Source organism: Streptomyces sp. NPDC005266 (assembly GCF_040607655.1).
GTDB lineage: Bacteria > Actinomycetota > Actinomycetes > Streptomycetales > Streptomycetaceae > Streptomyces.
This window is the reverse complement of the sequence record NZ_JBEXHC010000011.1, coordinates 89,132-114,130: the sequence shown is the minus strand read 5'-3', so window position 1 is coordinate 114,130 and position 24,999 is coordinate 89,132. Positions and strand designations below refer to the sequence as shown.

At 69.3% G+C, this 24,999-nt stretch carries 22 protein-coding genes, 1 tRNA gene and 3 pseudogenes; 16 read left to right on the top strand and 10 right to left on the bottom strand.

Translation table 11 applies throughout. The features are described 5' to 3' along the window. The first annotated feature begins 52 nt into the window (after positions 1 to 52). The 6 genes from ABZU99_RS21105 (at position 53) to ABZU99_RS21080 (ending at position 9,008) form a co-directional block, all read left to right on the top strand. The gene (locus ABZU99_RS21105; RefSeq protein WP_355945119.1) at positions 53 to 922 is read left to right on the top strand and encodes a sugar ABC transporter permease; all 870 of its coding nucleotides are present in this window, start codon (positions 53 to 55) and stop codon (positions 920 to 922) included. Further along, a complete protein-coding gene (locus tag ABZU99_RS21100) occupies positions 919 to 1,788 on the top strand; it encodes a carbohydrate ABC transporter permease (protein WP_356048686.1) in 870 nt (289 codons plus the stop codon). The genes ABZU99_RS21105 and ABZU99_RS21100 overlap by 4 nt, the downstream gene beginning before the upstream one ends. A gap of 1 nt (position 1,789) precedes the next feature. After that, positions 1,790 to 3,451, top strand: coding sequence for a beta-N-acetylhexosaminidase (locus ABZU99_RS21095; RefSeq protein WP_356048688.1), 1,662 nt, complete (start codon positions 1,790 to 1,792; stop codon positions 3,449 to 3,451). A gap of 270 nt (positions 3,452 to 3,721) precedes the next feature. After that, positions 3,722 to 4,621, top strand: coding sequence for an FAD binding domain-containing protein (locus tag ABZU99_RS21090; RefSeq protein WP_355945110.1), 900 nt, complete (start codon positions 3,722 to 3,724; stop codon positions 4,619 to 4,621). Next, entirely contained in the window at positions 4,618 to 6,690 is a 2,073-nt protein-coding gene (locus ABZU99_RS21085; protein ID WP_356048691.1) for a 2Fe-2S iron-sulfur cluster-binding protein, read from the top strand. The genes ABZU99_RS21090 and ABZU99_RS21085 overlap by 4 nt, the downstream gene beginning before the upstream one ends. Further along, positions 6,687 to 9,008, top strand: coding sequence for a molybdopterin cofactor-binding domain-containing protein (locus ABZU99_RS21080; protein ID WP_356048693.1), 2,322 nt, complete (start codon positions 6,687 to 6,689; stop codon positions 9,006 to 9,008). The genes ABZU99_RS21085 and ABZU99_RS21080 overlap by 4 nt, the downstream gene beginning before the upstream one ends. Here ABZU99_RS21080 and ABZU99_RS21075 read toward each other — a convergent pair. From ABZU99_RS21075 to ABZU99_RS21060, 4 genes and pseudogenes are all read right to left on the bottom strand, one after another. After that, a pseudogene (locus ABZU99_RS21075) lies at positions 9,005 to 9,214 on the bottom strand (DUF2867 domain-containing protein); the annotation flags it as partial. The gene ABZU99_RS21080 and the pseudogene ABZU99_RS21075 sit on opposite strands and share 4 nt — an antisense overlap. 180 nt (positions 9,215 to 9,394) lie before the next feature. Further along, complete coding sequence (gene gntA / locus ABZU99_RS21070) at positions 9,395 to 10,087, bottom strand: guanitoxin biosynthesis heme-dependent pre-guanitoxin N-hydroxylase GntA (RefSeq protein ID WP_355945101.1); 693 nt, start codon at positions 10,085 to 10,087, stop codon at positions 9,395 to 9,397. 169 nt (positions 10,088 to 10,256) lie between these two features. Beyond that, a complete protein-coding gene (locus ABZU99_RS21065; protein ID WP_355945098.1) occupies positions 10,257 to 11,024 on the bottom strand; it encodes a sulfite exporter TauE/SafE family protein in 768 nt (255 codons plus the stop codon). 445 nt (positions 11,025 to 11,469) lie between these two features. Then, positions 11,470 to 11,805: a hypothetical protein gene (locus ABZU99_RS21060; RefSeq protein ID WP_355945095.1), complete on the bottom strand. Its 336-nt coding sequence runs from the start codon at positions 11,803 to 11,805 to the stop codon at positions 11,470 to 11,472. A 78-nt stretch (positions 11,806 to 11,883) separates the two neighbouring features. Here ABZU99_RS21060 and ABZU99_RS21055 point away from each other — a divergent pair, with 78 nt between their 5' ends. Further along, a complete protein-coding gene (locus ABZU99_RS21055; protein WP_356227935.1) occupies positions 11,884 to 12,138 on the top strand; it encodes a GntR family transcriptional regulator in 255 nt (84 codons plus the stop codon). Positions 12,139 to 12,442: 304 nt separating this feature from the next. Here the strand turns inward: ABZU99_RS21055 and ABZU99_RS21050 are convergent, their stop codons facing one another. After that, on the bottom strand, positions 12,443 to 12,646 hold the full coding sequence (locus ABZU99_RS21050) for a hypothetical protein (protein ID WP_355945091.1): 204 nt from the start codon (positions 12,644 to 12,646) through the stop codon (positions 12,443 to 12,445). A 172-nt stretch (positions 12,647 to 12,818) separates the two neighbouring features. Between ABZU99_RS21050 and ABZU99_RS21045 the strand changes: the two genes are divergently transcribed. Both ABZU99_RS21045 and ABZU99_RS21040 read left to right on the top strand, forming a co-directional pair. Beyond that, positions 12,819 to 13,577: a DUF6879 family protein gene (locus ABZU99_RS21045; RefSeq protein ID WP_355945089.1), complete on the top strand. Its 759-nt coding sequence runs from the start codon at positions 12,819 to 12,821 to the stop codon at positions 13,575 to 13,577. A 16-nt stretch (positions 13,578 to 13,593) separates the two neighbouring features. Further along, complete coding sequence (locus ABZU99_RS21040; RefSeq protein ID WP_356048697.1) at positions 13,594 to 14,445, top strand: helix-turn-helix transcriptional regulator; 852 nt, start codon at positions 13,594 to 13,596, stop codon at positions 14,443 to 14,445. A gap of 673 nt (positions 14,446 to 15,118) precedes the next feature. Here ABZU99_RS21040 and ABZU99_RS21035 read toward each other — a convergent pair. Next, a complete protein-coding gene (locus tag ABZU99_RS21035) occupies positions 15,119 to 15,319 on the bottom strand; it encodes a hypothetical protein (RefSeq protein WP_356048699.1) in 201 nt (66 codons plus the stop codon). Beyond that, positions 15,316 to 15,645, bottom strand: a complete 330-nt coding sequence (locus ABZU99_RS21030) for a hypothetical protein (protein ID WP_356048701.1) — start codon at positions 15,643 to 15,645, stop codon at positions 15,316 to 15,318. Before ABZU99_RS21030 ends, ABZU99_RS21035 begins: the two co-directional genes overlap by 4 nt. A gap of 173 nt (positions 15,646 to 15,818) precedes the next feature. Between ABZU99_RS21030 and ABZU99_RS21025 the strand changes: the two genes are divergently transcribed. Beyond that, the gene (locus ABZU99_RS21025; protein WP_356048703.1) at positions 15,819 to 16,055 is read left to right on the top strand and encodes a winged helix-turn-helix domain-containing protein; all 237 of its coding nucleotides are present in this window, start codon (positions 15,819 to 15,821) and stop codon (positions 16,053 to 16,055) included. 73 nt (positions 16,056 to 16,128) lie between these two features. Here the strand turns inward: ABZU99_RS21025 and ABZU99_RS21020 are convergent. Then, positions 16,129 to 16,302, bottom strand: a pseudogene (locus ABZU99_RS21020) (recombinase XerC); the annotation flags it as partial. Between the two features lie 751 nt (positions 16,303 to 17,053). On the opposite strand from ABZU99_RS21020, the gene ABZU99_RS21015 reads away from it, so the two are divergent. The 3 genes and pseudogenes from ABZU99_RS21015 to ABZU99_RS21005 all read left to right on the top strand — a co-directional run bounded on the left by ABZU99_RS21015 (position 17,054) and on the right by ABZU99_RS21005 (position 20,658). Next, positions 17,054 to 19,324, top strand: coding sequence for a restriction endonuclease (locus ABZU99_RS21015; protein WP_356048705.1), 2,271 nt, complete (start codon positions 17,054 to 17,056; stop codon positions 19,322 to 19,324). A gap of 233 nt (positions 19,325 to 19,557) precedes the next feature. Further along, positions 19,558 to 20,005: pseudogene (locus ABZU99_RS21010) on the top strand (GntR family transcriptional regulator). A gap of 11 nt (positions 20,006 to 20,016) precedes the next feature. Beyond that, positions 20,017 to 20,658: an HD domain-containing protein gene (locus ABZU99_RS21005; protein ID WP_356048707.1), complete on the top strand. Its 642-nt coding sequence runs from the start codon at positions 20,017 to 20,019 to the stop codon at positions 20,656 to 20,658. A 285-nt stretch (positions 20,659 to 20,943) separates the two neighbouring features. Here ABZU99_RS21005 and ABZU99_RS21000 read toward each other — a convergent pair. Together ABZU99_RS21000 and ABZU99_RS20995 are read right to left on the bottom strand one after the other, a co-directional pair. Then, positions 20,944 to 21,015: transfer RNA gene (locus ABZU99_RS21000), tRNA-Cys, on the bottom strand. An 88-nt stretch (positions 21,016 to 21,103) separates the two neighbouring features. Continuing rightward, a complete protein-coding gene (locus tag ABZU99_RS20995) occupies positions 21,104 to 21,982 on the bottom strand; it encodes an alpha/beta hydrolase (RefSeq protein WP_356048709.1) in 879 nt (292 codons plus the stop codon). 147 nt (positions 21,983 to 22,129) lie between these two features. Between ABZU99_RS20995 and ABZU99_RS20990 the strand changes: the two genes are divergently transcribed. The 3 genes from ABZU99_RS20990 to ABZU99_RS20980 all read left to right on the top strand — a co-directional run bounded on the left by ABZU99_RS20990 (position 22,130) and on the right by ABZU99_RS20980 (position 24,892). Next, positions 22,130 to 23,035 carry a LysR family transcriptional regulator gene (locus ABZU99_RS20990; protein ID WP_356048711.1) on the top strand — a complete coding sequence of 302 codons (906 nt, stop codon included), beginning with the start codon at positions 22,130 to 22,132 and terminating at the stop codon, positions 23,033 to 23,035. Between the two features lie 86 nt (positions 23,036 to 23,121). After that, positions 23,122 to 23,688, top strand: a complete 567-nt coding sequence (locus ABZU99_RS20985; protein WP_356048713.1) for a cysteine dioxygenase family protein — start codon at positions 23,122 to 23,124, stop codon at positions 23,686 to 23,688. A 61-nt stretch (positions 23,689 to 23,749) separates the two neighbouring features. After that, positions 23,750 to 24,892 (top strand): putative sulfate exporter family transporter, encoded by a 1,143-nt coding sequence (locus ABZU99_RS20980; protein WP_356048715.1) that lies wholly within the window; start codon positions 23,750 to 23,752, stop codon positions 24,890 to 24,892. Positions 24,893 to 24,999 lie beyond the last annotated feature (107 nt).

Below are 24,999 nucleotides of genomic sequence, written 5' to 3'. Positions count from 1 at the left end.
CAAAAAGCACGCCCGGCCGGCCCCGGCGGGTAAGGGGGCCTGGACTCCCTGGATGTATCTGGCCCCGGCGCTGATCGTCCTCGCCGGACTACTCGTCTACCCCATTTACCAGCTCGGGCTGATCTCCTTCCTGGAGTACACCCAGGCCCAGGTCAGCGGCGGCGAGCCGACCACCTTCCAGGGGTTCTCCAACTACGCCGAGCTGTTGGGCGACAGCCAGTTCTGGGATGTCGCCGTGGCCACGCTCGTCTTCGCGGCAGTGTGCGTGGTGTCGACCCTCGCGGTGGGCTGCGCCCTCGCGGTGCTGCTGACGCGCATACGGGCCCTCCCACGGCTGGCCCTGATGCTCGCGGCCCTCGGCGCCTGGGCCACCCCCGGGATCACCGGCTCGACGGTCTGGGTCTTTCTCTTCGACCCCGACTTCGGGCCGGTCAACAAGGTCCTGGTGTGGTGCGGACTCTCCGGCTTCCAGGACTACTCGTGGACGTACGACCGCTACAGCGCCTTCGCCCTGGTGCTGTTCGAGGTGGTCTGGTGCTCGTTCCCATTCGTCATGGTCACCGTCTACGCGGGGATCAGGGCCATCCCGGCGGAGGTGCTGGAGGCCGCCGCCCTCGACGGGGCCTCCAACTGGCGGATCTGGCGCGCGGTCATGGCGCCCATGCTGCGGCCGATCCTTGTCGTGGTGACCATCCAGTCGATCATCTGGGACTTCAAGGTCTTCACCCAGATCTATGTGATGACGAACGGCGGCGGTATCGCGGGCCAGAACCTCACGCTCAACGTGTACGCATACCAGAAGGCGTTCGCCTCCTCGCAGTACGGCCTGGGCTCGGCGATCGGCGTGGTGATGCTGCTGATCCTGCTGGCCGTCACCCTGGTCTATCTGCGGCTGCTGCGACGTCAGGGAGAAGAACTGTGAGCCTTACGCGCGTCTCGCCGCTTGTCCGCCGCCCCTGGCGGCTGGCCGCCGAGATCACCGCCCTGGCCGTCGCGGCGATCGTCGCCTTCCCGCTCTACTGGATGGTGCTCTCCGCCTTCAAACCGGAGGGGGAGATCCAGTCCACCGAGCCCCGGCCGTGGACGCTGTCGCCCTCGCTCGACTCCTTCCGCCGCGTCTTCGCGCAGCAGGACTTCGGGCGCTACTTCCTCAACAGCCTGTACGTCGCCGGGGTGGTCGTCGTCGCGTCCGCGCTCATCGCCTTCCTCGCGGCGACCGCGGTCACCCGGTTCCGGTTCCGCTTCCGCACCACCCTGCTCATCATGTTCCTGGTCGCCCAGATGGTGCCCGTCGAGGCGCTGACCATCCCGATGTTCTTCCTGATGCGGGACCTCGGCGAAGCGGTGCCGGGCGTCGGCCTGAACACCCTGGGCTCGCTGATCCTGCCGCACATCGCCTTCTCGCTGCCGTTCGCCATCTGGATGCTGCGCGGCTTCGTCAAGGCGGTGCCCGAGTCCCTGGAGGAGGCCGCCCACCTGGACGGGGCGAGCCGCTCCCGCTTCCTGTGGCAGATCCTCTTCCCCCTGGTGTTCCCCGGACTCGTGGCGACGAGCGTCTTCTCCTTCATCTCCGCCTGGAACGACTTCCTCTTCGCCAAGTCCTTCATCATCAGCGCGACCGAGAACTCCACCCTCCCGATGGCGCTGCTCGTCTTCTTCAAGGACGAGGGCAACGACTGGGGCGGCATCATGGCCGCGTCCACCGTCATGACCATCCCCGTCCTGGTCTTCTTCGTACTCGTACAGCGCCGACTGGTCTCCGGCCTCGGCGGCGCGGTGAAGGACTGACGTGACAGACAACGCCGTGGGTCTGATCCCCGCCCCCCGCCGTATCAGGACCCGGCCGGACCGCACGGGCGCGCGGCTCGACCCGAGCCTCACCGCACTGGCCGCCGGCCCCGGCACGGAAGGGGTGGCGCGCCTGTTGCGGGCCACCCTCGGCCAGGCCCTCGCCCTGTCCCTGCCGGACGGCGAACCCGGCGCCCGTGACACCATCACCCTCCGGACCGACCCGGCCCTGGAGCCCGAGGGCTACCGGCTCACCGTCGCCGGCCGGCGCGTCGAGGTCGTGGGCGGGGCGGCCGCGGGCGTGCTGTGGGGCGTGCAGACGCTCCGTCAGCTGCTGGGGCCGGAGGCATTCCGCCGCGCGCCGGTGAAGAGCGCGGACACCACCTGGGCGATCGCGGAGCAGACGGTCGAGGACGCCCCCCGTTTCGCCTGGCGGGGCCTCATGCTGGACGTGGCGCGCCACTTCATGCCCAAGGACGGCGTGTTCGCGTACATCGACCTGCTCGCCGCGCACAAGCTCAACGTGCTGCATCTGCATCTCACCGACGACCAGGGCTGGCGCATCGAGATCCGCCGCTACCCCCGGCTCACCGGGACCGGCGGCTGGCGCGAGCGCACCAAGCTCGGCCACCGGGCCTCCCCGCTGTGGGACGAGCGGCCGCACGGCGGCTACTACACCCAGGACGACATCCGCGAGATCGTCGCCTACGCCGCCGAGCGGCATATCACCGTCGTCCCGGAGATCGACATCCCCGGACACGCGCAGGCCGCCATCGCCGCCTACCCGGAGCTGGGCAACGCGGACGTCATCGATACGGCCTCCCTCGGAGTCTGGACCACCTGGGGCATCAATCCGAACGTACTCTCCCCCACCGACACCACGCTCCGGTTCTTCGAGAACGTCCTGGAGGAGGTCCTGGAGCTGTTCCCCGGCACCTTCGTCCACCTCGGCGGCGACGAGTGCCCCAAGGAGCAGTGGAAGGCATCCCCGGCCGCCCAGGAGCGCATCCGCGCGCTGGGGCTCGCCGACGAGGACGCGCTGCAGTCCTGGTTCATCCGCCACTTCGGACGCTGGCTCGGCGAGCGCGGCCGCCGGCTGATCGGCTGGGACGAGATCCTGGACGGCGGAGCCGGATCCGCGGACGGCGGCCTGGCGCCCGGCTCCGCCGTCGCCTCCTGGCGCGGCTACGCGGGCGGCCTCGCCGCCGCGCGGGCCGGCCACGACGTCGTCATCTGTCCTGAACAGCAGGTCTACTTCGACCACCGGCAGGACCCGGGCACGGACGAACCGGTCCCCATCGGCTATGTCCGCACCCTGGAGGACGTCTACCGTTTCGACCCGGTTCCCCCGGACTTCACCGCATCCGAGGCGGAGCGGGTGCTGGGCGCCCAGGCCAACGTCTGGACGGAGGTGCTGGAGGACCGCCGGCGCGTCGACTACCAGACCTTCCCCCGGCTCGCCGCCTTCGCCGAGGTCGTGTGGTCCCCGCTTCCGCCCCCGTCGACACGGGACTTCGCGGAATTCAACGGGCGCATGGAAGCACACTACGCGCGTCTGGACGCGCTGGGCGTGAGCTACCGGCCCCCCGCCGGTCCGCGCCCCTGGCAGCGCCGCCCCGGCGTCCTCGGACGTCCGCTCGAGGGGTCGCCCCCGATCGTGTGAGCCGCCCGCAAGGTGCCTCCCCGGGCCGCGCGCCCCTGGGACCGTGGAGCCGCTCGCCCGGTTTCGTACAAGGGTCCCTGAAACGTGGCAATCCACTCTCGACGGAGACGTCGCCAGAAATCCGTACCATCCCCCAGGTCAGGGACGGATCCACGGATCGCGGACCCTCGCGACGGCGGGCGCGGAAGATGTGCCAGAGTTGCCACGTCCGGGCTGTCAGCACGTACCGTACGGCGCAACAGCCGGGACACCGGGGAAGGGGCAGCTGGGTTGACCACGCACGCACCGCAGGCGGCGCACACGGTGACGCTGCCGGGCTCGCTCGATGAGGCCGTGGCGGCGCTGGCCGCCATGCCTGCCGCCGTGCCCGTCGCGGGCGGCACCGATCTGATGGCCGCGGTCAACTCCGGCCTGCTGCGGCCCGCCGCGCTCGTCGGCCTCGGCCGGATCAGCGAGATCCGCGGCTGGCGGTACCTCGACGGACACGCCCTGCTCGGCGCCGGGCTCACCCACGCCCGGATGGGCCGCCCCGACTTCGCCGCGCTGATCCCGGCCCTGGCCTTGGCCGCGCGGGCCGCCGGACCGCCGCAGATCCGCAACGCCGGCACCCTCGGCGGCAACATCGTCAGCGCCGCCCCCACCGGCGACGCGCTGCCCGTGCTCGCCGCGCTGGAGGCGACGCTCGTCATCGCCGGGCCCGAGGGCTCGCGCCGTGAGATCCCGGTCAGCCATCTGCTCGCCGGCGTCGAGATGCTGCGTCCCGGCGAACTCGTCGGATTCGTCCGGGTTCCGCTGCTGCACGCCCCGCAGACCTTCCTCAAGGCCACCGGACGCACCGGCCCCGGCCGGGCCACCGCGTCCGTCGCCATCGTCCTCGACCCGGCGCGGCGCGGGGTGCGCTGCGCGGTCGGCGCGGTCGCGCCGATGCCGCTGCGGCCCCTGGAGGCCGAGCGCTGGGTCGCCTCGCTCATCGACTGGGACGGCGACCGCGGCCATCTGGATCCGCAGGTCACCACCGCCTTCGGCGAGTACGTCGCCGCCGCGTGCATCCCCGACCCGCCGCCCGGCGAGGACGGCACCGAGCAGGTCACCCTGCCGCCCGCCGCGCTCCATCTGAGGCGTACGGTGGCAGCCCTGGCCCGCCGAGCACTGGGGAGGGCGCTCGCGTGAGTGAAGAACAGCAGCCGCACCGGCCGGAGCCCGGGAGCGGGTGGCAGCCGATGCCGCACGGCCCGGAGTACGACGCGGAGTCGACGGCGTTCGTCCAACTGCCGCCCGACTACCAGGCGTACCTGGACCAGGCCGGTGCGTCCGGCGGCTGGGATCCGCTCGCGGCGCCCGGCACGGGCTACACCCCGCCGCCGATGACCGGCGCGCACGGCACGTCCGAGGCGCACGGCGCGCCCGGGGCGCACGGCGCGCCCGGGGCACACGGCACGTCCGAGGCGCACGGCGCGCCCGGGGCGCCGTCCCAGGGCGGCCACTGGCAGCCGGCCCCCCAGGACCCGGCCACGACCGGGCACTGGAACATGCCGGCGGCCGATCCGGAAGGCTCCGGCGGCTACGGCTACGGTGGCCATCAGGATCCGCACGGCGAGCCCCACGACGTTCCGCAGGGTGCCGGGCAGTGGCCGGCGCCCGCCGAGGACCAGCCCCACACCGGCCATCCGCCCCATACCGGCCACTGGCCGGCCCAGGCCACCGAGGGACCGGTCGACGACTGGCCGCTGCCCGCGTCGCCCACGGCCGGCGGCGTTCCCGTGCACACCAGCCAGTGGACCATCCCGGTCGCGGGCGACGAGGGCGTGGACGAGACCGGCGAGTACCGGGTGGACGACCACCCCGGCCCCGCGGCACCGCCGTACGGCGGCCAGGCCGGCCCCCCCGACGACCGGCAGGACCCGCAGACGACCGCCCAGTTGCGCATGCCCTTCGCCGACCAGGCGCGGCGGCAGGAGCAGCCTGGCCACACCGGCCAGTGGTCGATCCCGGCCGCCGACGAGGGCGTGGAGGACTCCGGCGAGTACGCGGTCGAGGGCCACCCGGGCCCGGTCGCGCCGCCGGCCGCCTCCGCGCCGGCCCCCGCCCGCCGTCCGCTGCGGATGCCCGACGTCGACACACCGGCCCCGGGCGGCGCCCCGGGCTGGCCCGCGCCCGGGGACTCGGGTGAGATTTCGGTGGAGGGTCAGCACACGGGCCTGCACACCCCGCCGCACGGCAGCCCCGCGCCCGGGCTGCCGCAGGACCGTCCGGCGCAGGACGGCCTGCCGCAGGAGGCGGGCTGGCACGGCGAGTTCCCCGGCGACGTCCATGGGCATGCCCCGCACTCCGGCCCCGACGACGGCGCGGGCCCCGCCGACGCGCCCGCCGCCGATGCCGGTGACGGCCCGGACGAGACCCCCGAGTCGGCAGCCGACCATGAACGGATCGCGGACGAGGAGGAGTTCACAGGGGCCGCTGAGGCCCCTGAGGCGTCCGCCCCCGCCGAGGCCCCGGCGGAGGCGCCCGAGGCCGCTGACGCCCCCGCTGAGCCCCTTCCCGACTCCGTTCCCGACGGAGCCGGGGCGGCGGACGGCGCGGCGCAGCCGGGCGAGAGCCACAGCGAGCACCCGCTCGCCTCCTATGTGCTGCGCGTCAACGGGGCCGACCGCCCCGTCACCGAGGTATGGATCGGCGAGTCCCTGCTGTACGTCCTGCGGGAGCGCCTCGGCCTCGCCGGGGCCAAGGACGGCTGCTCGCAGGGCGAGTGCGGCGCCTGCTCCGTCCAGGTCGACGGGCGGCTCGTCGCCTCCTGCCTGGTGCCCGCCGCCACCGCCGCGGGCTGCGAGGTCCGTACGGTCGAGGGCCTCGCCGTGGACGGGCAGCCCTCCGACGTCCAGCGCGCGCTCGCCGAATGCGGCGCGGTGCAGTGCGGCTTCTGCGTGCCCGGACTCGCGATGACCGTGCACGACCTGCTGGAGGGCAATCACGCCCCCACCCCCCAGGAGACCCGCCAGGCGATCTGCGGCAATCTGTGCCGCTGCTCCGGATACCGCGGGGTGCTCGACGCCGTCCGCGACGTCGTCGAAAACCGCCGGGCCGCCGAAGAGGCGGCGCAAGCGGCCGCGGAGGAGTCCGGGGAGCACGGGGACCATCAGGACCCGGCCCGTATTCCGCACCAGGCCGGCCCGTACGGGGCCCAGGGCACCACCGGCCGGGGGAGCGTCAACGGAAGCGGCACTGGAAGGGCATCGGCATGACCGGAATCGCGGACGGCGCCGGCGCCGTCACCGCCACCCCCGCCGCCGGCACCCCCGTACCGCCCGCGCCGCAGACAGGGCTCGGCGTCTCGCTGCCGCCCACCGACGCGGCGGCCAAGGCATCGGGCACCTTCCCGTACGCGGCCGACCTGTGGGCCGAGGGCCTGCTGTGGGCCGCCGTCCTGCGGTCGCCGCATCCGCACGCCCGTATCGTCTCCATCGACACGGGAGCGGCGGCCGAAATGCCGGGGGTGCGGGCCGTGGTGACGCACGAGGACGTCCCCGGCGACACCTCCCACGGCCGCTGGGTCGCGGACCGCCCCGTCTTCGCCAAGGACCTGGTGCGCCACCACGGCGAGCCGATCGCCGCCGTCGCCGCCGACCACCCCGACACGGCCCGGCTGGCCGCCGCCGCCATCGCCGTCGAGTACGAGGTGCTGGAGCCGGTCACCGACCCCGAGCAGGCGTTCTCCGCCGAACCGCTGCACCCCGACGGCAATCTCGTCCGCCACATCCCGCTGCGCTTCGGCGACCCGGACGTGGTCGGCGACGTCGTCGTGGAGGGCCTGTACCGCATCGGCCGCCAGGACCCCGCGCCCATCGGCGCCGAGGCGGGCCTCGCCGTACCGCGCCCCGACGGCGGCGTGGAGATCTATACGGCCTCCACCGACCCGCACACCGACCGCGACCTCGCCGCCGCCTGCTTCGGCCTGGAGCCGGAGCGGGTCAAGGTCGTCGTCACCGGCGTGCCGGGCGCCATGGGCGAGCGCGAGGACCCGGGCATGCAGCTGCCGCTCGGCCTGCTCGCCTTGCGCACCGGCCACCCCGTCAAGCTCGCCGCCACCCGCGAGGAATCCTTCCTCGGCCACGCCCACCGCCACCCCACCCTGTTGCGCTACCGCCACCACGCGGACGCCCAGGGCACGCTGGTGAAGGTCGAGGCGCAGATCCTGCTGGACGCGGGCGCCTACGCCGACTCCTCCGCCGACGCGCTCGCCGCCGCCGTCTCCTTCGCCTGCGGCCCCTACGTCGTCCCGCACGCCTTCATCGAGGGCTGGGCCGTGCGCACCAACAACCCGCCCTCCGGCCATGTCCGCGGTGAGGGCGCGATGCAGGTGTGCGCCGCGTACGAGGGTCAGATGGACAAGCTCGCGGCCAAGCTCGGCGTCGATCCCGTCGAACTCCGGCTGCGCAACGCCCTGACCACCGGCGATCTGCTCCCCACGGGACAGACCGTCACCTGCCCGGCCCCGGTCCACGAACTGCTGCGTGCCGTCCGGGACGCGCCGCTGCCCGCCCTCCCCAAGGACGACCCCGAGGAGGAGTGGCTGCTGCCCGGTGGCCCCGAGGGCGCGGGGGAGCCGTCCGCGGTGCGGCGCGGGGTCGGCTACGCGCTCGGCATGGTCCATATGCTCGGCGCCGAGGGGGCCGACGAGGTCTCCACCGCCACCGTCAAGGTCACCGGCCCGGTCGCCACCATCATCTGCGCGGCCGTCGAGACCGGCCAGGGCTTCACCACCCTGGCCCGCCAGATCGTCCAGGACGTCCTCGGCATCGAGGAGGTCCACGTCGCCCCGGTCGACACCGACCAGCCCCCCGCCGGGCCGGCCTCGCGCGGCCGCCACACGTGGGTGTCGGGCGGGGCGGTCGAGCGCGCCGCCAAGATGGTCCGCACCCAGCTGCTGCAGCCGCTGGCCCATACCTTCGGCATGTCCACCGAGCTGCTGACCATCGCCGACGGCAAGATCACCTCCTACGACGGCGTGCTCAGCACGACCGTCGAGGAGGCCCTGGAGGGCAAGGAGCTCTGGGCCACCGCCCAGTGCCGCCCCCACCCCACCGAACCGCTGGACGAGACCGGCCAGGGCGACGCCTTCGTCGGGCTCGCCTTCTGCGCCGTGCGCGCCGTCGTGGACGTCGACATCGAGATCGGCGCAGTGCGGGTCGTCGACATGACGGTCGCCCAGGATGTCGGCCGGGTGCTCAACCCGGCTCAGCTGCGCACCCGTATCGAGGCGGGCGTCACCCAGGGCATCGGCGCGGCCCTCACCGAGAACCTGCGCACCTCCCGCGGCGTGGTCCGCCACCCCGACCTCACCGGCTATGCCCTGCCGACCGCCCTGGACGTCCCCGACATCCGCATCGTCAAGCTCGTCGAGGAGCGCGACGTGGTCGCCCCCTTCGGCGCCAAGGCGGCCAGCGCGATCCCGGTCGTCACCTCCCCGGCGGCGGTGGCGGCGGCCGTCCGGGCGGCGACGGGCCGCCCGGTCAACCGCCTCCCGATCCGCCCCCAGGCGGCGGTCGTCAACCGGACCTAGGGGTTGGCCGGCCGGCGCGGGTCCGATCCCTCCTGCCACCGGCGTCCGATCGCCCGCATCAGCGCCGGGTACACCCCCACGTACCGGAAGGGCTTGATGGCCGCCATATAGAGGGAGCCGATCGGCCCGTTCGGCTTCACCAGGACGGCCATCTGGCCGCGGTAGCCGCCGGAGCGGTCCGGGACCCAGCCGATGTGCATCACGGCACCTGGGAGCGCGAGGTCGCCGACCCGGCGCGACGAGGCCGTCGCCGCGCCGCTCCGGCGCGCAACCGTGCGGAGGTCATGCGGCTGGCCGGAAAGTGGCTTCTGAAGTAGCCGCCCGCCGTGCCGGGGCCCGGCAGCACGGTGGCTGCCGGGCCCCGAGGCGAGCGGTGAAGCGGATCCCTAGGCGGGAGACGGTGCGATCAGGGCGGGCTCGCGCTCGGCTTCGCGGGCGGCGAAGGGGCACTGCCAGTCGGCGGGCTTGGGACGGCCCGAGTAGCGGCGGGCCTCGGAAAGCTCCTCGTACTCCATCAGATTGGGGTTGATGTCCCCTTGGAGCTGGATGTCCTGCTTCCGTATCTTTTCCGTCAGCCGGTCCCACATTCCGGCGCCCTTGATGCTGTCGAACTGCCGGTGGGAGTTGAAGGCCAGCATCGGGAAGGGAGGCCGGCGGCCCCAGCGGCGGTGGGTCTCGTGCAGCCCGATCACAAAGAACGGATGACCGGCCACGCTGAACGCGAACTCCCTGGACCGGGGATCCGACGAGTAGCCCTCGGCCCAGTGATAGGACCGCGCGTCCTGCTCGTGGAGCAGCTGCAGCTGATCCCAGAGCAACTCCTCGAACCGCAGCTCATCCACCCCACGAGGTTGCTCGAAGGTCGCGATGAAGCTGGTGAACGTCCGGGCGCTCCAATCCGCCGTCGCCACGAAATCGGCGAGATCGAGTGCCATCAGCCGGGCGGAGTCCTCGCTCCCCATCAAGTCATAGTGCCGATAGGTGATGCCACCCCGGCGCCAAGCGGAGCGCCCCGCCAGGCAGGCGAACCGATCGCCCAGGATGAACTTCTCGACCTCGTCACGCGCGTCCACCGTCATGGCCAGCCTTCCTTCCAACTACGTGCCTCCTCGCTGGGAGCTCATCTCCTTCATCCATCCGAGGCGCCACCCGCCCCTGCGTATCCGTGGCAGGAGAACGGGGAGGGTCGCCTGGCTGAATTGTGACGGCCGACGACCGATCGACGAAATCCGGCCGCACGGGCCGTGGTCAGTGGATCACCAACTGGACGATGGCGACCGTGCCGACCGCCACGATGAGGGTCCGCAGGACGGCGGGGCTGAAGCGGCGGCCCACCGCGGCCCCTATCTGCCCGCCCAGGGCGGAGCCGAGCGCGATGAGGGCGACGGCCGTCCAGTCGAAGTCCGCGACGAAGAGGAAGAACAGCGCTGCGACGGCGTTGACTACGGCGACCAGGACGTTCTTGGCGGCGTTGAGGCGCTGCAGCGGCTCATCGAGCAGCGTGCCCATCAGCGACACGTAGATGATGCCCTGGGCGGCGGCGAAGTAGCCGCCGTAGACGCTGGCGAGCGTCAGCCCGATGAGGAGCGGCGGGCCACCGTCACGACGGGCGGGACGGTCGGCTGATTCCCGTCGGCGCCGCACCGCCCCGCTGATCCGCGGCTGGAACACGACCAGGACGAGGGCGAGGCCCACCAGGACCGGGACGATCCTCTCGAATGCCGAGCTGGGCAGGGCCAGCAGCAGCGTGGCGCCCGTGAGACCGCCGAGAAGGGCGCCGACGCACAGCTTCAGGATGCGCCGGGCCTGGCCGGCGAGTTCCCTGCGGTATCCGATGGCTCCGCTGATGGAGCCGGGGATCAGGCCGAGCGCGTTGGAGACCACGGCGGTGACGGGCGGCAGACCGGTGGCGAGCAGAACGGGAAAGGTGATCAGAGTCCCGGAGCCGACGACGGTGTTGATCGCGCCGGCCCCGGTGCCCGCCGCGAAGACGGCGAGCATCTCCCATGGCGTCACGCTGGCTCTTCCTCCGGGGATGCGGTGCCGATGCTCATACGGCCGACGGTAGATCACCAAGGGTTCGGCGCGCAGCGAAGTATCCGTCGCGGCCCGATGCCCGGACAAGGGTCCGGACCCGGTCGGCAAGCGGGCCCTGATCGGAACAGCCCCCTCAGTCGGTCGCCGACTGAGGGGGCTGTTCGCTACGGGAGGCCGTGGCGGGAATCGAACCCGCGTAACCCGCTTTGCAGTCTGCTCACGCAGCCCGGAACTAGTACCGAGTCCGACCAGGCTCGCCCCCTTGGTCAAGCGGTTCAGAACATGGCAGGCGACTGGCTCAACCCGGGCACAGAACTGCGCCAAGGATGCCCAGCAACCTCGTTGGACCCTGAGTTGGAATATCTGCGGTTGGGCATGACAGAGCCCCCAGACAGGGCGTCCAGGGGCTCTGTGAGGGCTTGGGCTACTCCTCCGGATCCGCATAGTCGGGAATCCTTTGTCCCCGGCTCTCAGCGATGTTCAGTACATCCGTCAGGCTCTCGATCAGCCGGCCAGCGATCCAGCGCAACTCATCTGCCGTGAGCTTGGCTTCCCCTCCGACCATCGGCCGCGCCAACTCCACGATCACGGCTGCTGTCTCGATCTGCTGGCTCTCGATCCTGTCCGCCAGCAGAGACAGCGGTGTGGGAGTGCCGTCCGTGATCAGGTGCGCTGTCTTCCCTTCTGGCCCCTTCCAGGGCAACAGCCGTACATGGCTAGGCTGGCTCACTGTCATCAGCTCCTCATAGCTGGTGGCCATACCCCCGGACCGTTCGTCCGGTCGCGGGGGCCTTTCGTAAGCTGAGGTACGCGTATACGCGTATACGCGGTCGCGTGAATGCGCGTACTCACGCATCCTCGGCGTATGGATCTTGACCGCAGCAAGCCGGTATGGCCTCAGGTCGCTGCCGAGCTACGCCGCCGCCTGGACGCTGGGCAGTACCCGGCAGGCGAGAGGTTTCCTGCCGTGGTCAACCTTGCTACCGAGCTGGACGTGGCACCCTCAACTGTTCAGAAGGCCGTAGCGGCTCTCAGGGAAGAGGGCAGGCTCTACACGGTGCTCGGTCAGGGATCGTTCGTCTCGAAGTCCTAGCCGGTCTGACCTCCCGGCTACTGTCTTCATCGGGCTTGGTCTGTCCTCTGTCGATGCCGCACGAGACGATCTCTTCGCGGCGGTGGACAGGCTAATCGCAGTTAGGCGCTCCGCCCGGTTCATCTCGGTCACACGGGCGCGCAGCACGTCGGTGTCCGTGGCCTGCCGGATGGCGTCGGGGTCCGCGTCCCACTCGCGTCCGCCGCCGGGGGGTCGGAGCTGGACGTAGGGGCCAGCATCACGTAGCCGATCTTGTCCGTCTTCGTGTCGACGACCAGGGTGCCGTCTTCTTCCCGCGTTGCCATCACTCACGGCCCCCTCGCCGAAGTACTTCTGCCAGTCGTTCGGCTCCGTCGGCGCGGACGCGCCCCAGCTCGACGAGTTTCAGATCGGGGTTCGCGAAGTCGACGCCGAGGGAGGGGAAGACGAACCCGGCCTCGGTGAGCGCCGCCCTCAGAGACTCCACTGTCGCGTGCGGGTCGACGTCCCGCAGTTCCGTCGTAGGCATGAACAGGACGCTAGAGAGGTGGAGTTGATGCCCGCCATGGAAGTTGCGCGAAGTTGCTTGACTACCCGGCGACGTTGCGCAAGGTTGCTGATGTGGGTCGACGAGACCCCCACCAGAAGACGCCGACCTCGGGAAAGCTTGGGAGATCAGTCCCCAGTGGAAGGACGTGATCATGACCCGACGACTGCGTTTCAACGGCACGGGCAGCGGCGTCAACGGGTGCCCGTCCATTCACGAAGACCTCGACACGGGCGAGGTCATCGTGCACGGCCCGGCCCTCACCGACCCTGACGACGTCGCCCAGCTTCGGCACCTGAACGAGGGGGAGGTGCCGATCGTGGTGCCACGGGAACTGCTCGTCGACTTCGCCCCCAAGGAGGTCACTCGCGTGCCGAACATCATCGGGCTGGATGAGTTCGACCGGCTCTTCACGCAGTTCGAGCACACGGCGTGGCGCCTGGAAACCCGCCGCCGGTACGCGTCCGACGAGCTCACGGATACGTACGCGCAGTTCACCCGTGGCGAGCCCGTCAACTGGGAAGGTGTCGACGCCCAGTGGTGTGCCGAGCGCCGCGAGCAGACCGGGCTCGGCAAACGGTTCGAGCGTGTCCGCATCGTCGACGACCCGCCGACGACGGACCAGCTCTATCTGCTCGACAACGCGCGCCGCAACAGCGCCGTCGGCGAGAAGATCCACAACCTGTGGCGAGAGAATGCCGACCGGCTCAGCCTGCCCGACGAAGACTTCTGGATCTTCGACTCCCGGCTGGTCGCGCTCCTCAACTTCGATGACGCCGACAACCTGGTCAACGTCGAACTGATCACGGAGCCTGCGGCAGTCCTGGGGTATGCCATGGCGCGTGACGCGGCGATGCATCACGCCGTCCCGTACGAGCAGTTCGCGGCGCAGCTGACCGCGAAGGAGGACTGAGAGCAGGTGCGAACCGGTGAGCACGGACTATCAGCAGGCACGAGAAGCGCTCGGGGTACGGCTACGCGAACTCCGGCTCTCCGCCCCTGGGTGCCGGCTCACCGGTACGGAACTCGCCGAGCAATACGGGTGGAACAAGTCCAAGGTCAGCAGGCTGGAGAACGGCAGGCAGACTCCAACACCCGATGACCTGCGCAAGTGGGCGGAGGCAACCGGCCAGCCCGAGGCGTACGACGAGCTGCTGGCCCGCCTCCGTGGCTTCGAGTCCCACATCCGGTCATGGCGGCGACAGCTGGCCGCCGGGCACAAGCCAGTCCAGGACACCCACCTGAGCGCTCACGCCGACGCCTCCGTATTCCGTGGCTGGGAGTCCTCCATGATCTTCGGGATTCTCCAGACTCCGGACTACGCCCGGTCGATCTTCACGAGGTACGCGGAGCTGCAGCGATCGCCACGCGACACCGAGGAAGCAGTCCGGTCCCGCATGAAACGGCAAGAGGCGCTGTACGACTCCTCGCAGCGTTTCCACCTCATCCTGTGGGAGGCCGCTCTTCACGCCCTGATCTGTCCGCCCTCGGTGCTCGCGGCCCAGCTCGACCGACTCGCAGGAGCCGTCGGCCTGGACACGGTAGAGCTGGGGATCATCCCGCTGTCCGCCTCGCTCAAGATCCCCCCGGCGACCGCCTTCTGGATCTACGACGACCGTCAGGTGATCGTTGAGAACTGGCACGCGGAGTTGTGGATCGACGACGAGGCGAGTGTCGACACGTATCTGCGGACCTGGAGGACGCTCCGGGAGTCCGCCGTGTACGGCGTTGACGCGCAGAACCGCATCAGTGCGGCAAGACGAGCGTTGAGCTCCTGCTGAGGCTCCATGTCCGACAGGCGGGTGGGCCCAGCCGATTTCGACGACTCGGGCCGGTGACGTTGGACGGTCCGTGCCACTTGGTCGGATAGGACGGCTGACTGGAAGCCGGGCTCCAGCAGCAACCTTGCCGGGGCAACGGGCTTCCTCGGTCGGCGAGTTCCCGTTCCCGGATAGTTCGGGTGGCGGAGTGCTTGAATTGCCCGGCTGGGCCAGGGAGGGCCCGGCAGAAGGGGCGGGAACCTGATGCGTAGAGCGTGCCTGATCATGTCGACCGTCGCCGTGCTGGCGAGCCTGGTCACCGCGTGCGGCAGCGATTCGGACGACGGCAGCAAGGACTCCTCCGTGCCGTTCGTGGCCTGAGCCAGATGAAAGCCCCGTCCCGTGTTGCTGAGACGGGGCTCTCTAGTGGTGGGTGGTCTACGTCGTTACGGCCTCCACGGCTCTAGCTCGCCGCCAGCGCACTCGGGGCACAGGACCTTGAACGTCTGCCGACACGTCCCACACCCAGCGAAGCCGCCGCAGTCCGGGCACCAGATCAGGCTGGTGCCGTTGCACGTCCCGCACAGGTCTCCCCACTTCCACAGGGACCAGGGCTCCTCCCCGCCCGTGCGTCCGGCGCGTGGCTTCGAGTGAACCGGTCGCGTGGCTGCGCGAGCCTCGGCGATGGTCGCCATCAGCGGTGGCCGTCCCGGTGCGCTCGAATGGTCCTCGCTGCCTCGAAGCGGGCCGACGCGTTCCCGGCTCGCTTGGCTGCGTTCAGTGCGGTCTCCGCTTGAGCGCAGACCGGGCAGCCCTTGACGGGGTGGGCCTCGTACAGCCAGCCGTCCAGGGGCAGGATCAGAGGTTCGTCCGGGTACCGCCTCGGGTCGGTCATGCCGTCACCCCGTGGAAGTCGATGCCGAGGGTTGCCAGGGCGAGAGCAGTTCGCCGGTCCCTCTGTCGCTGCCTCTCCCGCTCGCGCTCGTGAGCGATGACGTACGGCCGCACCAGGGGCAACTCATCGGCCACGATCACGCGGAAGTCATGGGCGTCCCCGGGCCGCGGTACGGAGAAGGGGGCGGGCAGGGGAGCGATGATCAGTCGCCGCGTCGGCGCGTCCGCGGCAGTCGTGTCTGTCGCGTCCTGAGCGGGCGGGGTGCCTCGTCGCTTGCCAGTGGACGGCAAGAGCCATGAGAGAACGAGGGCCAGTAGAGTTCGCACGTCTGCACTCCTTCGCAGTGCGGGCCACGCCCCCGGACCGCTTGCACCGGTCGCGGGGGTCTATCTGTGCTGTTGTCCGCGTCACATTAGCTACCGCGCTTCATGCCTGTCTATGCCTGCCTATAGACCCGCCTGCACATGTCTGCCCGCGTACGCGTACGTAGCGTGCAGGTATGGGAGAGCCGCAGTGGGATCCGAAACGGCCGAGGTGGCAGCAGATCGCCGACGCCATCAGGCAGCGCATCCAGGACGGCACCTATCCGCCCGACACCCTGATCAGTGAGTCGCGGATCATGGGCGAGTGGGGCGTAGCCAAGATGACGGCCCGGAAGGCTGTGGCCGCTCTCCGCGCGGAAGGGCTGCTCGTGACCACGCCGGGCATGGGGTCCTTCGTGAAGGGCGACGAGTAGAGGGCTGGTGTGGTGGATGGAACGTCCCACACCAGCCCTCGGCTGTGCTCGCCGGCTCTTGCTTAGCCGCAGGTCAGTACCGGTCACCCAGCCTGTGCACTGCGTCCACTGCTCGGCGTGAGGCCATGTCGGCCCCGTACCTGCGGAGCATGACTGCGCTGGACCATCCCCGGATGGCCATGACGTTCTCCCCGCTCACGCCCGCGTCCAGTAGGTCATGCGCCCACGTGTGACAGAACGAGTGGGGAGTGACCTCGTCGGGGTCATAGCTCGCCTAGCTATGCACACCTGATTACTCTTCAGCTGCCGTCAATGGCTCCCCGGTTGGTGGAGCGACATGGGTACGCTTCGCAGCCTGCGAGTCTTGCTTCATCTCTCTCCTGCATTGGCCAGCCCTGGGAAGGTTGCCGCTTGCGCCAGGGGCGACGCGGAAGCATGCCTCACGCCCTTGTGCCTCCTTGCGCACGCCCCCGCAGTGTCGCCATACATCCTGGCGATCAGAGACCGAGTCCGTGGGGCGTTTGGACGGTTACATGGGCGGGCGTTGAGGAACTGAGACGACGAACGACAGGGCGGCACCGCCTGGAGGGTGCCGCCCTGTCGTTGTGCCTGGTCAGGCAGGTGGAGGCCGTGGCGGGAATCGAACCCGCGTAACCCGCTTTGCAGGTTTGTCGGTACTGGCCAGGGCATGGTCCAGAGATGGTCACCGACGTTCAACCCAGTGCGGACGCAGTGATTGGCAGGGCCGTCGGAACGGCTGCGGACGGTCCCGCACGGAGGCGAACGAGACGGCAACTGAGACGGGACGCGGTTACTGACGAACTCCTCGCCCGGTTGCATACGCAGACCGTTCGCCCCATGGGGCCGCCACGCGAACCGCTGCCCCACACCGAGACAGTCGACACCGCACTGAGGACAAGTCTCCCGATCGCTGGGCGAGTTGCCGCTCACAGCCCGATACTGGAGCTGGTGCCAACAGGGGAGGGACGGGGAGGGACATGGAAACGTTCGACCTGAGTCGACTGACAGACTTCGACTTCGAAGCCGTGTGTAAGGACCTACTCGAAGAAGAACTTGGTCTGCGGCTTGAGATTTTCTCCGCCGGCGCAGATGGAGGGGTCGACTTGCGTCACCTCCGCCCGGCCGGAGAGTCGCTTATCGTGCAGTGCAAGCATTGGCACAGGTCTGGGCGGGCAAAACTGATCGAGCACATCCAGAATGTGGAAGCGGCGAAGGTCGCAAAGCTAAAGCCGCAGCGATACATCCTGGCGACATCTGTTTCGCTCACTAAAGGCGCTAAAGATAAGCTATTTGAAGCACTGAAGCCCTATGTCAAAACCCCTAATGACATCTATGGGAAGGAAGAGATAGACGCGCTCCTGCGGAAGTACGATCAGATCGTTCGCAGGCATCTGCGTCTCTGGCTTACGAGCGCATCCGTCCTCAATGCGCTGCTAGTCAAGAACGTCGTCACACGATCCCAGGAGTTGGCGCGAGAGTTCGAAGGCACGCTTCGGACCTACGCCGCTAATCCTAGCTATGCAAGAGCCCTAGAAGTTCTAGAGAGCAGGCACGTGTGCGTAATTGCCGGAATTCCCGGTATTGGGAAGACGACTCTCGGCCAGGTCCTGAGTGCTCACTACATGGCCACGGGGTATGAACTTGTAGAGATCTCGGAGGATGCCGACGAAGCCAATCACCTATGGAATGATGAGGTGAGTCAAGTCTTCTACTACGACGACTTTCTCGGGCAGACGACACTTGATGAGAAGCTCGGAAAGAACGAGGACAGTCGGCTTCTGTCGCTGATGAAGCGCGTTTCAGGCAGCCCGAACAAGCGGTTCGTTCTTACGACCCGTGAATACATCCTTGCTCAGGCTAGGCAGCGGTACGAGCGACTTGATAGGCATCCGTTCGACGTGCATACGTGCGTCATTGACCTCGAAGACTACACATATAAAGCCAGGGCTTCGATTCTCTATAATCACGTTTATAGGGCGCCACTGCCCCAGGGTGTCAAGGAGTCCTTCGCTGATCCCCAAGTCTATCGACGAATCATCCAGCACCGTAACTTCAACCCGCGGATTGTGGCTGTCACTCTCGCGGATTCCGGGTTGCTGTCAGGTCACCGTGAATCGCTGGTTGACGACCTGATTGCCAACTTGGAAGATCCGCACCGAATTTGGGATCACATTGTAAAGAATCAGCTCGGTGAGACCGACGTGAAGCTACTTAAACTTGTCCTTTCCTTCATGTCGAGCATCCGTCTAGAGGATCTGCAAGAGCTCTGGGAGGAGTGCGGTGAGTCCTTGAGGGACTTGCGTAAGGCGCTGGGTGTTCTTGATGGGACGATGCTGAAAAGTGCGGAGCAGTATGGGAAGGTGCATATTAGCTTCCACAACCCATCCGTTCGGGACTACCTTGTAAAATATGTGCAATCGGGCATGAGTGAAGTGACCTCGCTGATATCGCTCGTGAAAAGGTTTGAGCAGCTAGAGGCTCTTTGGCTTACATTCCCTGCCCCCGGCGGGGGCCCTATGGTTGAGGCGTACAGGAAACGCCGCGATAGGCTCGAAGAGGTTGTGGTCAGTGTTTTTCACGCAGATCCTGTCAATCTGCGAAATTCTAACCGCGGAAGTAACTATGTGCGTCGCGCTTGGCTGTGCCTGGAGATGAGTCGGGAGCTCGACTCAGAGATCATCCGACAGCTGGCTCTTGAATCGGCGTCCGACGAAAACACCGTACTGAACGCGTCTGATTCGACTGATCTCCACGCACTCTTGCAGACCCTGGCTCAAGACAAAACGCCGAGAGGTGGGGAAGTCCTCTTTGATTGCATTTCTTGGGCTGCCGAATGGATTATGGGTGATCTAAGCGACTGGAACCTGATCGAAGAGGCGGAAGATTTTCTGCGCTCCATTTACCATTACGACCCCGGAATCGAGGTTTCGCAGGCTATGCGGCTACTGGATTCGGTGCGCGACGACTATGCTGAAGCGGCGTTCGAAGATTGGGCGCAGACTTATCGCGATCCCAATACCCCTGGGTCGGAGATGAAGGAAGTCATCGAGCATTACAAAGTCACCGGCTCGACCGCGCCATTCGATATGAGTGAATACGACACGGTATTGCAGCGCTTGGATGAATTCGATGCAGCGCATCAGTCGGCCTTTTCGGCTCCCCGAAATGAGGACGCCGGGCGACCCACGCAAAACGTAGCAAGAGAAGTTGAAAGCATGATGCAAACTCTACGTGCGTCATCTGACTGACAGAGGCGCCCACGACCGGGCTCAGCTCCATGGTGACTGTCACTGCAGTGTGGTACGAACGAGGAGGGTTCTTGGGCGTGCTACCCGTCCGAGATGCCCACCAGTCGGGGGATTCTTGGCGCGGTTGCTCGCTGGCGGGTACGGCGTATCCGCCACGGAGAGTGCCTCCGCATGTTCGGTGCGCTCCGTGGGATCCTTACATCGAACGATGGAGTGATGCGAGAGGAGCCAGAGTGCCGGAGGCCAGTCCGCGCGGAACCTACCTGGTCATTGCAGAGACGCTGCGAAACGCAGATTCAGGCGGAGTCCGGCAGCGGCACCTTGCCGTCAGAGGCCGACCTGATGAACTCGCACGGTGTCTCGCGGAACACGATCCGTCGGGCGCTCAAGGTTCTCGAAGCTGACGGGGTTGTCGAGTCCGCTCCCGGGATCGGGTGGCGAGTGGTCCGGGGAGGCGACCGGCGGTCGCTCGCGCAGCGTATGACGGACCTGATCAAAGAGGACTCCCTCTCGGTAGGGGACGCCTACCCGTCCGAAGCGAAGCTGTGTGAGCGGTTCGGTGCGTCCCGGACCGCCGTGCGTCGTGTTCTCGCCCAGATGGAGGGGAACTGTCTGCTTGTCGCGGTCCATGGCAAGGGGCGAACCGTGCGCGCTCTCCCGACTCCCACTGCCCAGCCGTAGTCTTGGCAGCCATGGGACTGACTGAGTGGGCGTACAGGCTCTCTGAATCGTTGCTGTCCGAACCGCTGCCGCGCCGGTGGGCGCACTCGCTCGGGGTCGCCAAACGCGCTCGCTCCCTGAGCCCGATCCTGGGGGACGACGCGGAACTGTTGAAGGCCGCCGCCGTGCTGCATGACATCGGCTACTCGCCGGCCATTGCCGTCACGGGCTTCCATCCCTTGGACGGCGCCGTCGCCGTGCGGAAGTACCTGATCCCCGGCCTGGGGGCCCACCGTCTCGACAGACTCAAGCCCGAGCACATCGAGGTGTTCTACGCGAACATGCAGGCCAACGGCAGCAAGCCGGGGACCGCACACCAGGTGCATCGCACCTTCCGCACCGCCCTCAATGAGGCCGTACGGCGAGGGCATCTCGGCAAGAACCCCGTTCAGTTGGCCAAGGCCCCGAAGACGGGGGAGTACGAGGTGGAGCCCTACAGCGTCCAAGAGGTACAGCGGTTGCTCAAGGCCGCTGACCAGCATCGCAACTCCGCAATATTCGGTCGATTGTTTTCATGGCGTCTGTATATTCGGCGAGCGCTGGAAGGTAAACAGCCCTCCGCGCCGTCCGCTGCATCTGGCCGAGGTTGGCGCGAAGCTGGCCTCGGCCCGTGACTGCTGCGGCGGCCACTGCACCGCCGACCCCTAAGACGCCGCCGATTGCGGCCCCGATGAGCCCTGCTAGCCCTGCGTCCATGGCGCGATTATGGACGCCTTGGCGCGTGACGGCCGCTGCTTTCAGAGATCGTGCTGCCCCCTCCATCTCGCTCATCGCTGGAGCTGCTGAACGGTCGTCAGGCGGAGTGCCGGGGAGCAACTGAGACGGGAACTGAGACGGAGGATCAAAAGGGCGGCACCCCTCCGGGGTGCCGCCTTCTGTTTTCGCTGGTCGGACGCCAGAGGCCGTGGCGGGAATCGAACCCGCGTAACCCGCTTTGCAGGCGAGTCCCTCAACCACTCGGGCACACGGCCAATGTCGTGCCTGTGCTCAGACGATAGGACGGGGATGGTGTGGCATCAATGGCGCGGCAGGGGCTGCCATATGACTGACACACGGCGTTCATGGTCGGCTGGGACGGTGGGCCAGGAAGTCCTCGATGACCGGCCGGAAGAGATCCGGCTCGTCGACCCATGGGTAGTGGCCCACCCCGTGCAGCGGCTGTACCCGACCCTCCGGGAAGGAACCCGCGACCAGCTCCCCGGCCCGCATCCCGGTCACCGCGTCCCGGTCGCCCGTCACCACCAGCACCGGGCACGGCACCTCGCGCAGTCGCGCCAGCACCGCGCGGCGGCCCGCCTCGTCCACGCCCTGCCAGAAGCCGGCCCGGGGCACCGGGCCCAGCTGCTCGCCCTCGCTCTGCGCATGGGCGCGCTGGGGTTCATCCCAGCGGCCGTACGCCATGGGGGCGGCCTGCAGCAGCAGCCGGCGCACCTCGCCGAGATCGGTGGTGTCCGGGAGCAGCTGCACCGCGACGTACGCCTCCTCCCACCAGGGCTCGTCGGCGCGGGCCTCGAAGATCTCGCGGGCGTCCTCGGGCAGTTCGCCCTGGAGCCGTGCGCCCGGACAGACCAGGATCAGCCGGCTCAGCCGCTCGGGGTGGGCGGCCGCGTACGCCTGGGCGGTCGCCGCCGCCGCGTCATGGGCGAGCAGCGCGAACCGCTGGAGGCCCAGATGGCGGCGCAGGGCCTCCAGGTCCTCGGCGAGCCCCGGAAACGCGTAGCCGCTCGGGTCGGCAGCCGGCGGGGAGTCCCCGGTGCCGCGGCTGTGGGGGATGACGAGGGTGTGATGGGCGTCGAGCCCGCCGAGGTCGCCCAGGTACGCGGCGTCCCGCCCCGGGCCGCCGGCCAGGGCGATCAGCGGCGGCCGTGCGGAGCCGTCGCGGGCCTCCAGCACTCGGTAGGCGAGCTCGGTCCCGTCGTACGAGGTGTAGTGCGGCATGCAGTCAGCTTGCCCCAGGATTCCGCGTCCGACCGTGTGACGTGGTGCACCGGGTGTGGTGGGTGACTCAAAAGCGGTGGGAGGGGTGCGATTGCGGTCCCCCAAATCCCGCTTATGGTTCCGCGTCCGTCCGCCTATCATGCGAGGGTGTTCGATTCCCGGCACGTCAGGACGTTCCACGAGGTGGTGCGCGCCGGTTCCTACTCGGCCGCCGCCCGTGCCCTCGGCTATACGCAACCTGCGATCACCCAGCAGATGAGGGCGCTCGAACGGGCCGTCGGCAGCCCGCTGTTCATCCGGGTCGGGCGCGGTATGCGGCTCACCGAGGCCGGGGAGACCCTCGCCCGGCACGCCGACACCATCCTCGGCAGCATCTCCGCCGCCCAGCAGCAGATGAACGCCATCACCCGGCTGCGCTCGGGCCGGGTGCGGATCTGCGCCTTCCCCAGTGCCAACGCCACGCTCATCCCCGAGGCCATGGCCCGGCTGGCCGCCGGCCATCCGGGGCTGCGGGTGGAGCTGCTGGAGGGCGAGCCGCCGGAGTCGCTGGGGCGGGTGGTGCGCGGTGAATGCGACATCACCCTCGCCTTCACCTATCCCGGGCTGCGCGAGGAGACTCCCGCCGAGCTGATCGGGATACCGCTGCTGGAGGACCAGCTGACGGTGCTGCTGCCGACCGGGCATCCGCTGGCCAGGCGGCGGGCGGTCAAGCTGGCGGAGCTGAGCGAGGAGCGCTGGATAGCGGGGTGTCTGCGGTGCCGCGCCAATTTTCTGCACGAATGCGCCGAGCAGGGCTTCGCCCCGGACATCGCCTTCACCACGGACGACAATCTGGTGGTGCAGAGCATGGTCGCGGCGGGGCTCGGGGTCGCGATGATGCCGGGTCTGGTGCTCTCCTTCCTGTGCCATCACAAGGTGACCGGGCGCGCCCTGGAGCCCGCCTCGCGCCGCCATGTCTCGGCGTACGTCCTCCGCGAGCATCTGGCGATCCCGGCCACGGCGCGGGTCCTGGAGGAGCTCAAGACGGTGGCCGGGAATCGGGTGGGGTGCTGAGCACCGCCCGTCCATAAGCGCTATTTGGGGTCAGGTCAAAGAACTGTCCTTGGACGTGATGGACCGGGCGGCAGGACGCTGCCCCCATGACCACTCCGACCGGCACCACCGCATCCCCCGTCACGGCGCGCCTCGCCGCGTTCGTCGACGGCGTACGCGAGGCCGTCGGCCGGGGCCTGCCGCCCGATGTGACCGCCTATCTGGTCGGCGAGCGGCTCGCGCCCTTCCTCGGTACGGCCGATCTGCTGAATCCCGCCCAGCGGGAGAGCGCCCCCGACCGCTACCGCCAGCACATCCTGCACGCCGAGCCCGACGGCAGTTTCTCGGTGGTCGCGCTGGTGTGGCTGCCCGGTCAGCGCACGGCCGTCCATGACCATGTGTCCTGGTGTGTGACCGGCGTCCATGAGGGCGAGGAGCACGAGCGCCGCTACCGGCTCGTCCCCGACGGCCTCACCTCGCGGCTGGTCGCGGTGGAGGACGTGGTCAATCCGCGGGGCTCGGTGTGCGGTTTCGCGCCGCCCGGAGATATCCACAGGGTGTGGAACGCCTGCGGGTCCACGGCGATCTCGATCCATGTCTACGGGGCGGACATCGCCCGCCTGGGCAGCAGCGTGCGGCGGGTGTACGAGCTCCCCACGTCGGACGAGCGGTGAACGGCCCCCGAGGGCCCCGGGAACCCCGCCCGTACCGGGCCGGCGCGGGCGCGGTGACGGCATGGCGCTGACCGGGGCGCGGGCATCGGCCCGCGCGGGCGCGGTGGCCGGGCACGCGCCGCCCGCCGCCCCCAAGGTGCCCGCCCCCGCGTACGGACTGGGGCTCGCCGCGGGCGGGGTCGCGATCGCCTGGGGCGTCCACTGGCTCGTCCCCGCCGTGCCGATGCTCACCGCCGCCGTGGTCCTGGGCATCGCCGCCGCGCATCTGCCCGGTGTACGCGGGTCTGTACGGGGCGGCTGCCGCGCCGGGCTCACGCTCGCCGGGAAGCGGCTGATGCGGCTCGGCATCGTACTGCTGGGGCTGAAACTCAGCGTGGACGATGTGCTGGGCCTCGGCTGGGCCACGGTGGCGATGGTGGTCTGCGTCGTCGCTGCCACCTTCGGCGGCACCTGGTGGCTCGGCCGCCGGATGGGGCTGCGCGGCGATCAGCCGCTACTGATCGCCACCGGCTACGCCATCTGCGGGGCGTCCGCGATCGGCGCGGTGAGCGAGGTGTCGGACAGCGAGGAACGGGATGTGGCCACCTCGGTCGCGCTGGTGACGCTGTGCGGCACGCTCGCCATCGCCGTACTGCCGCTGCTGCACCACCCCTTGGGGCTCAGTGACGCGCAGTTCGGCCGGTGGGCGGGCGCGAGCGTGCATGACGTGGGCCAGGTCGTGGCGACCGCGCAGACCGCCGGGCCCGCGGCGCTGGGGGAGGCGGTGCTGGTCAAGCTCATGCGGGTGGCGCTGCTCGCCCCGCTGGTCGCGGCGCTCGCGGTGTCGGCGCGGGCGCGGGCGGGAGCGAAGGCGCGGGCGGGCGCGAAGGCGCGGGCGGGAGCGAAGGCGCGGGCCGGAGCGAAGGCGCGCGCGGGCGCGAGGGGAAGGGGACGCGAGGGCAAACGGCCTCCGCTCGTGCCCCTCTTCATCGCCGGCTTCCTCGCGATGGTCGCCCTGCGGAGTACGGGGATGCTGCCCATCGCCGCGCTCGACGCCGCCGGGACGGCCCAGGAGCTCCTCCTCGCCGCCGCGCTCTTCGGCCTTGGCAGCGCGGTGCACCTTCCCTCCCTGGCCCGCACCGGCCCCCGGGTGGCGGCGCTGGGGCTGTGCGCGTGGGGGGTGATCGCGGGCGTTTCGTACGCGGGCGTCCTGCTGACGTCCTGATCCGACGGGACGCCGCGCTCTTCGGCCTTGGCAGCGCGGTGCACCTTCCCTCCCTGGCCCGCACCGGCCCCCGGGTGGCGGCGCTGGGGCTGTGCGCGTGGGGGGTG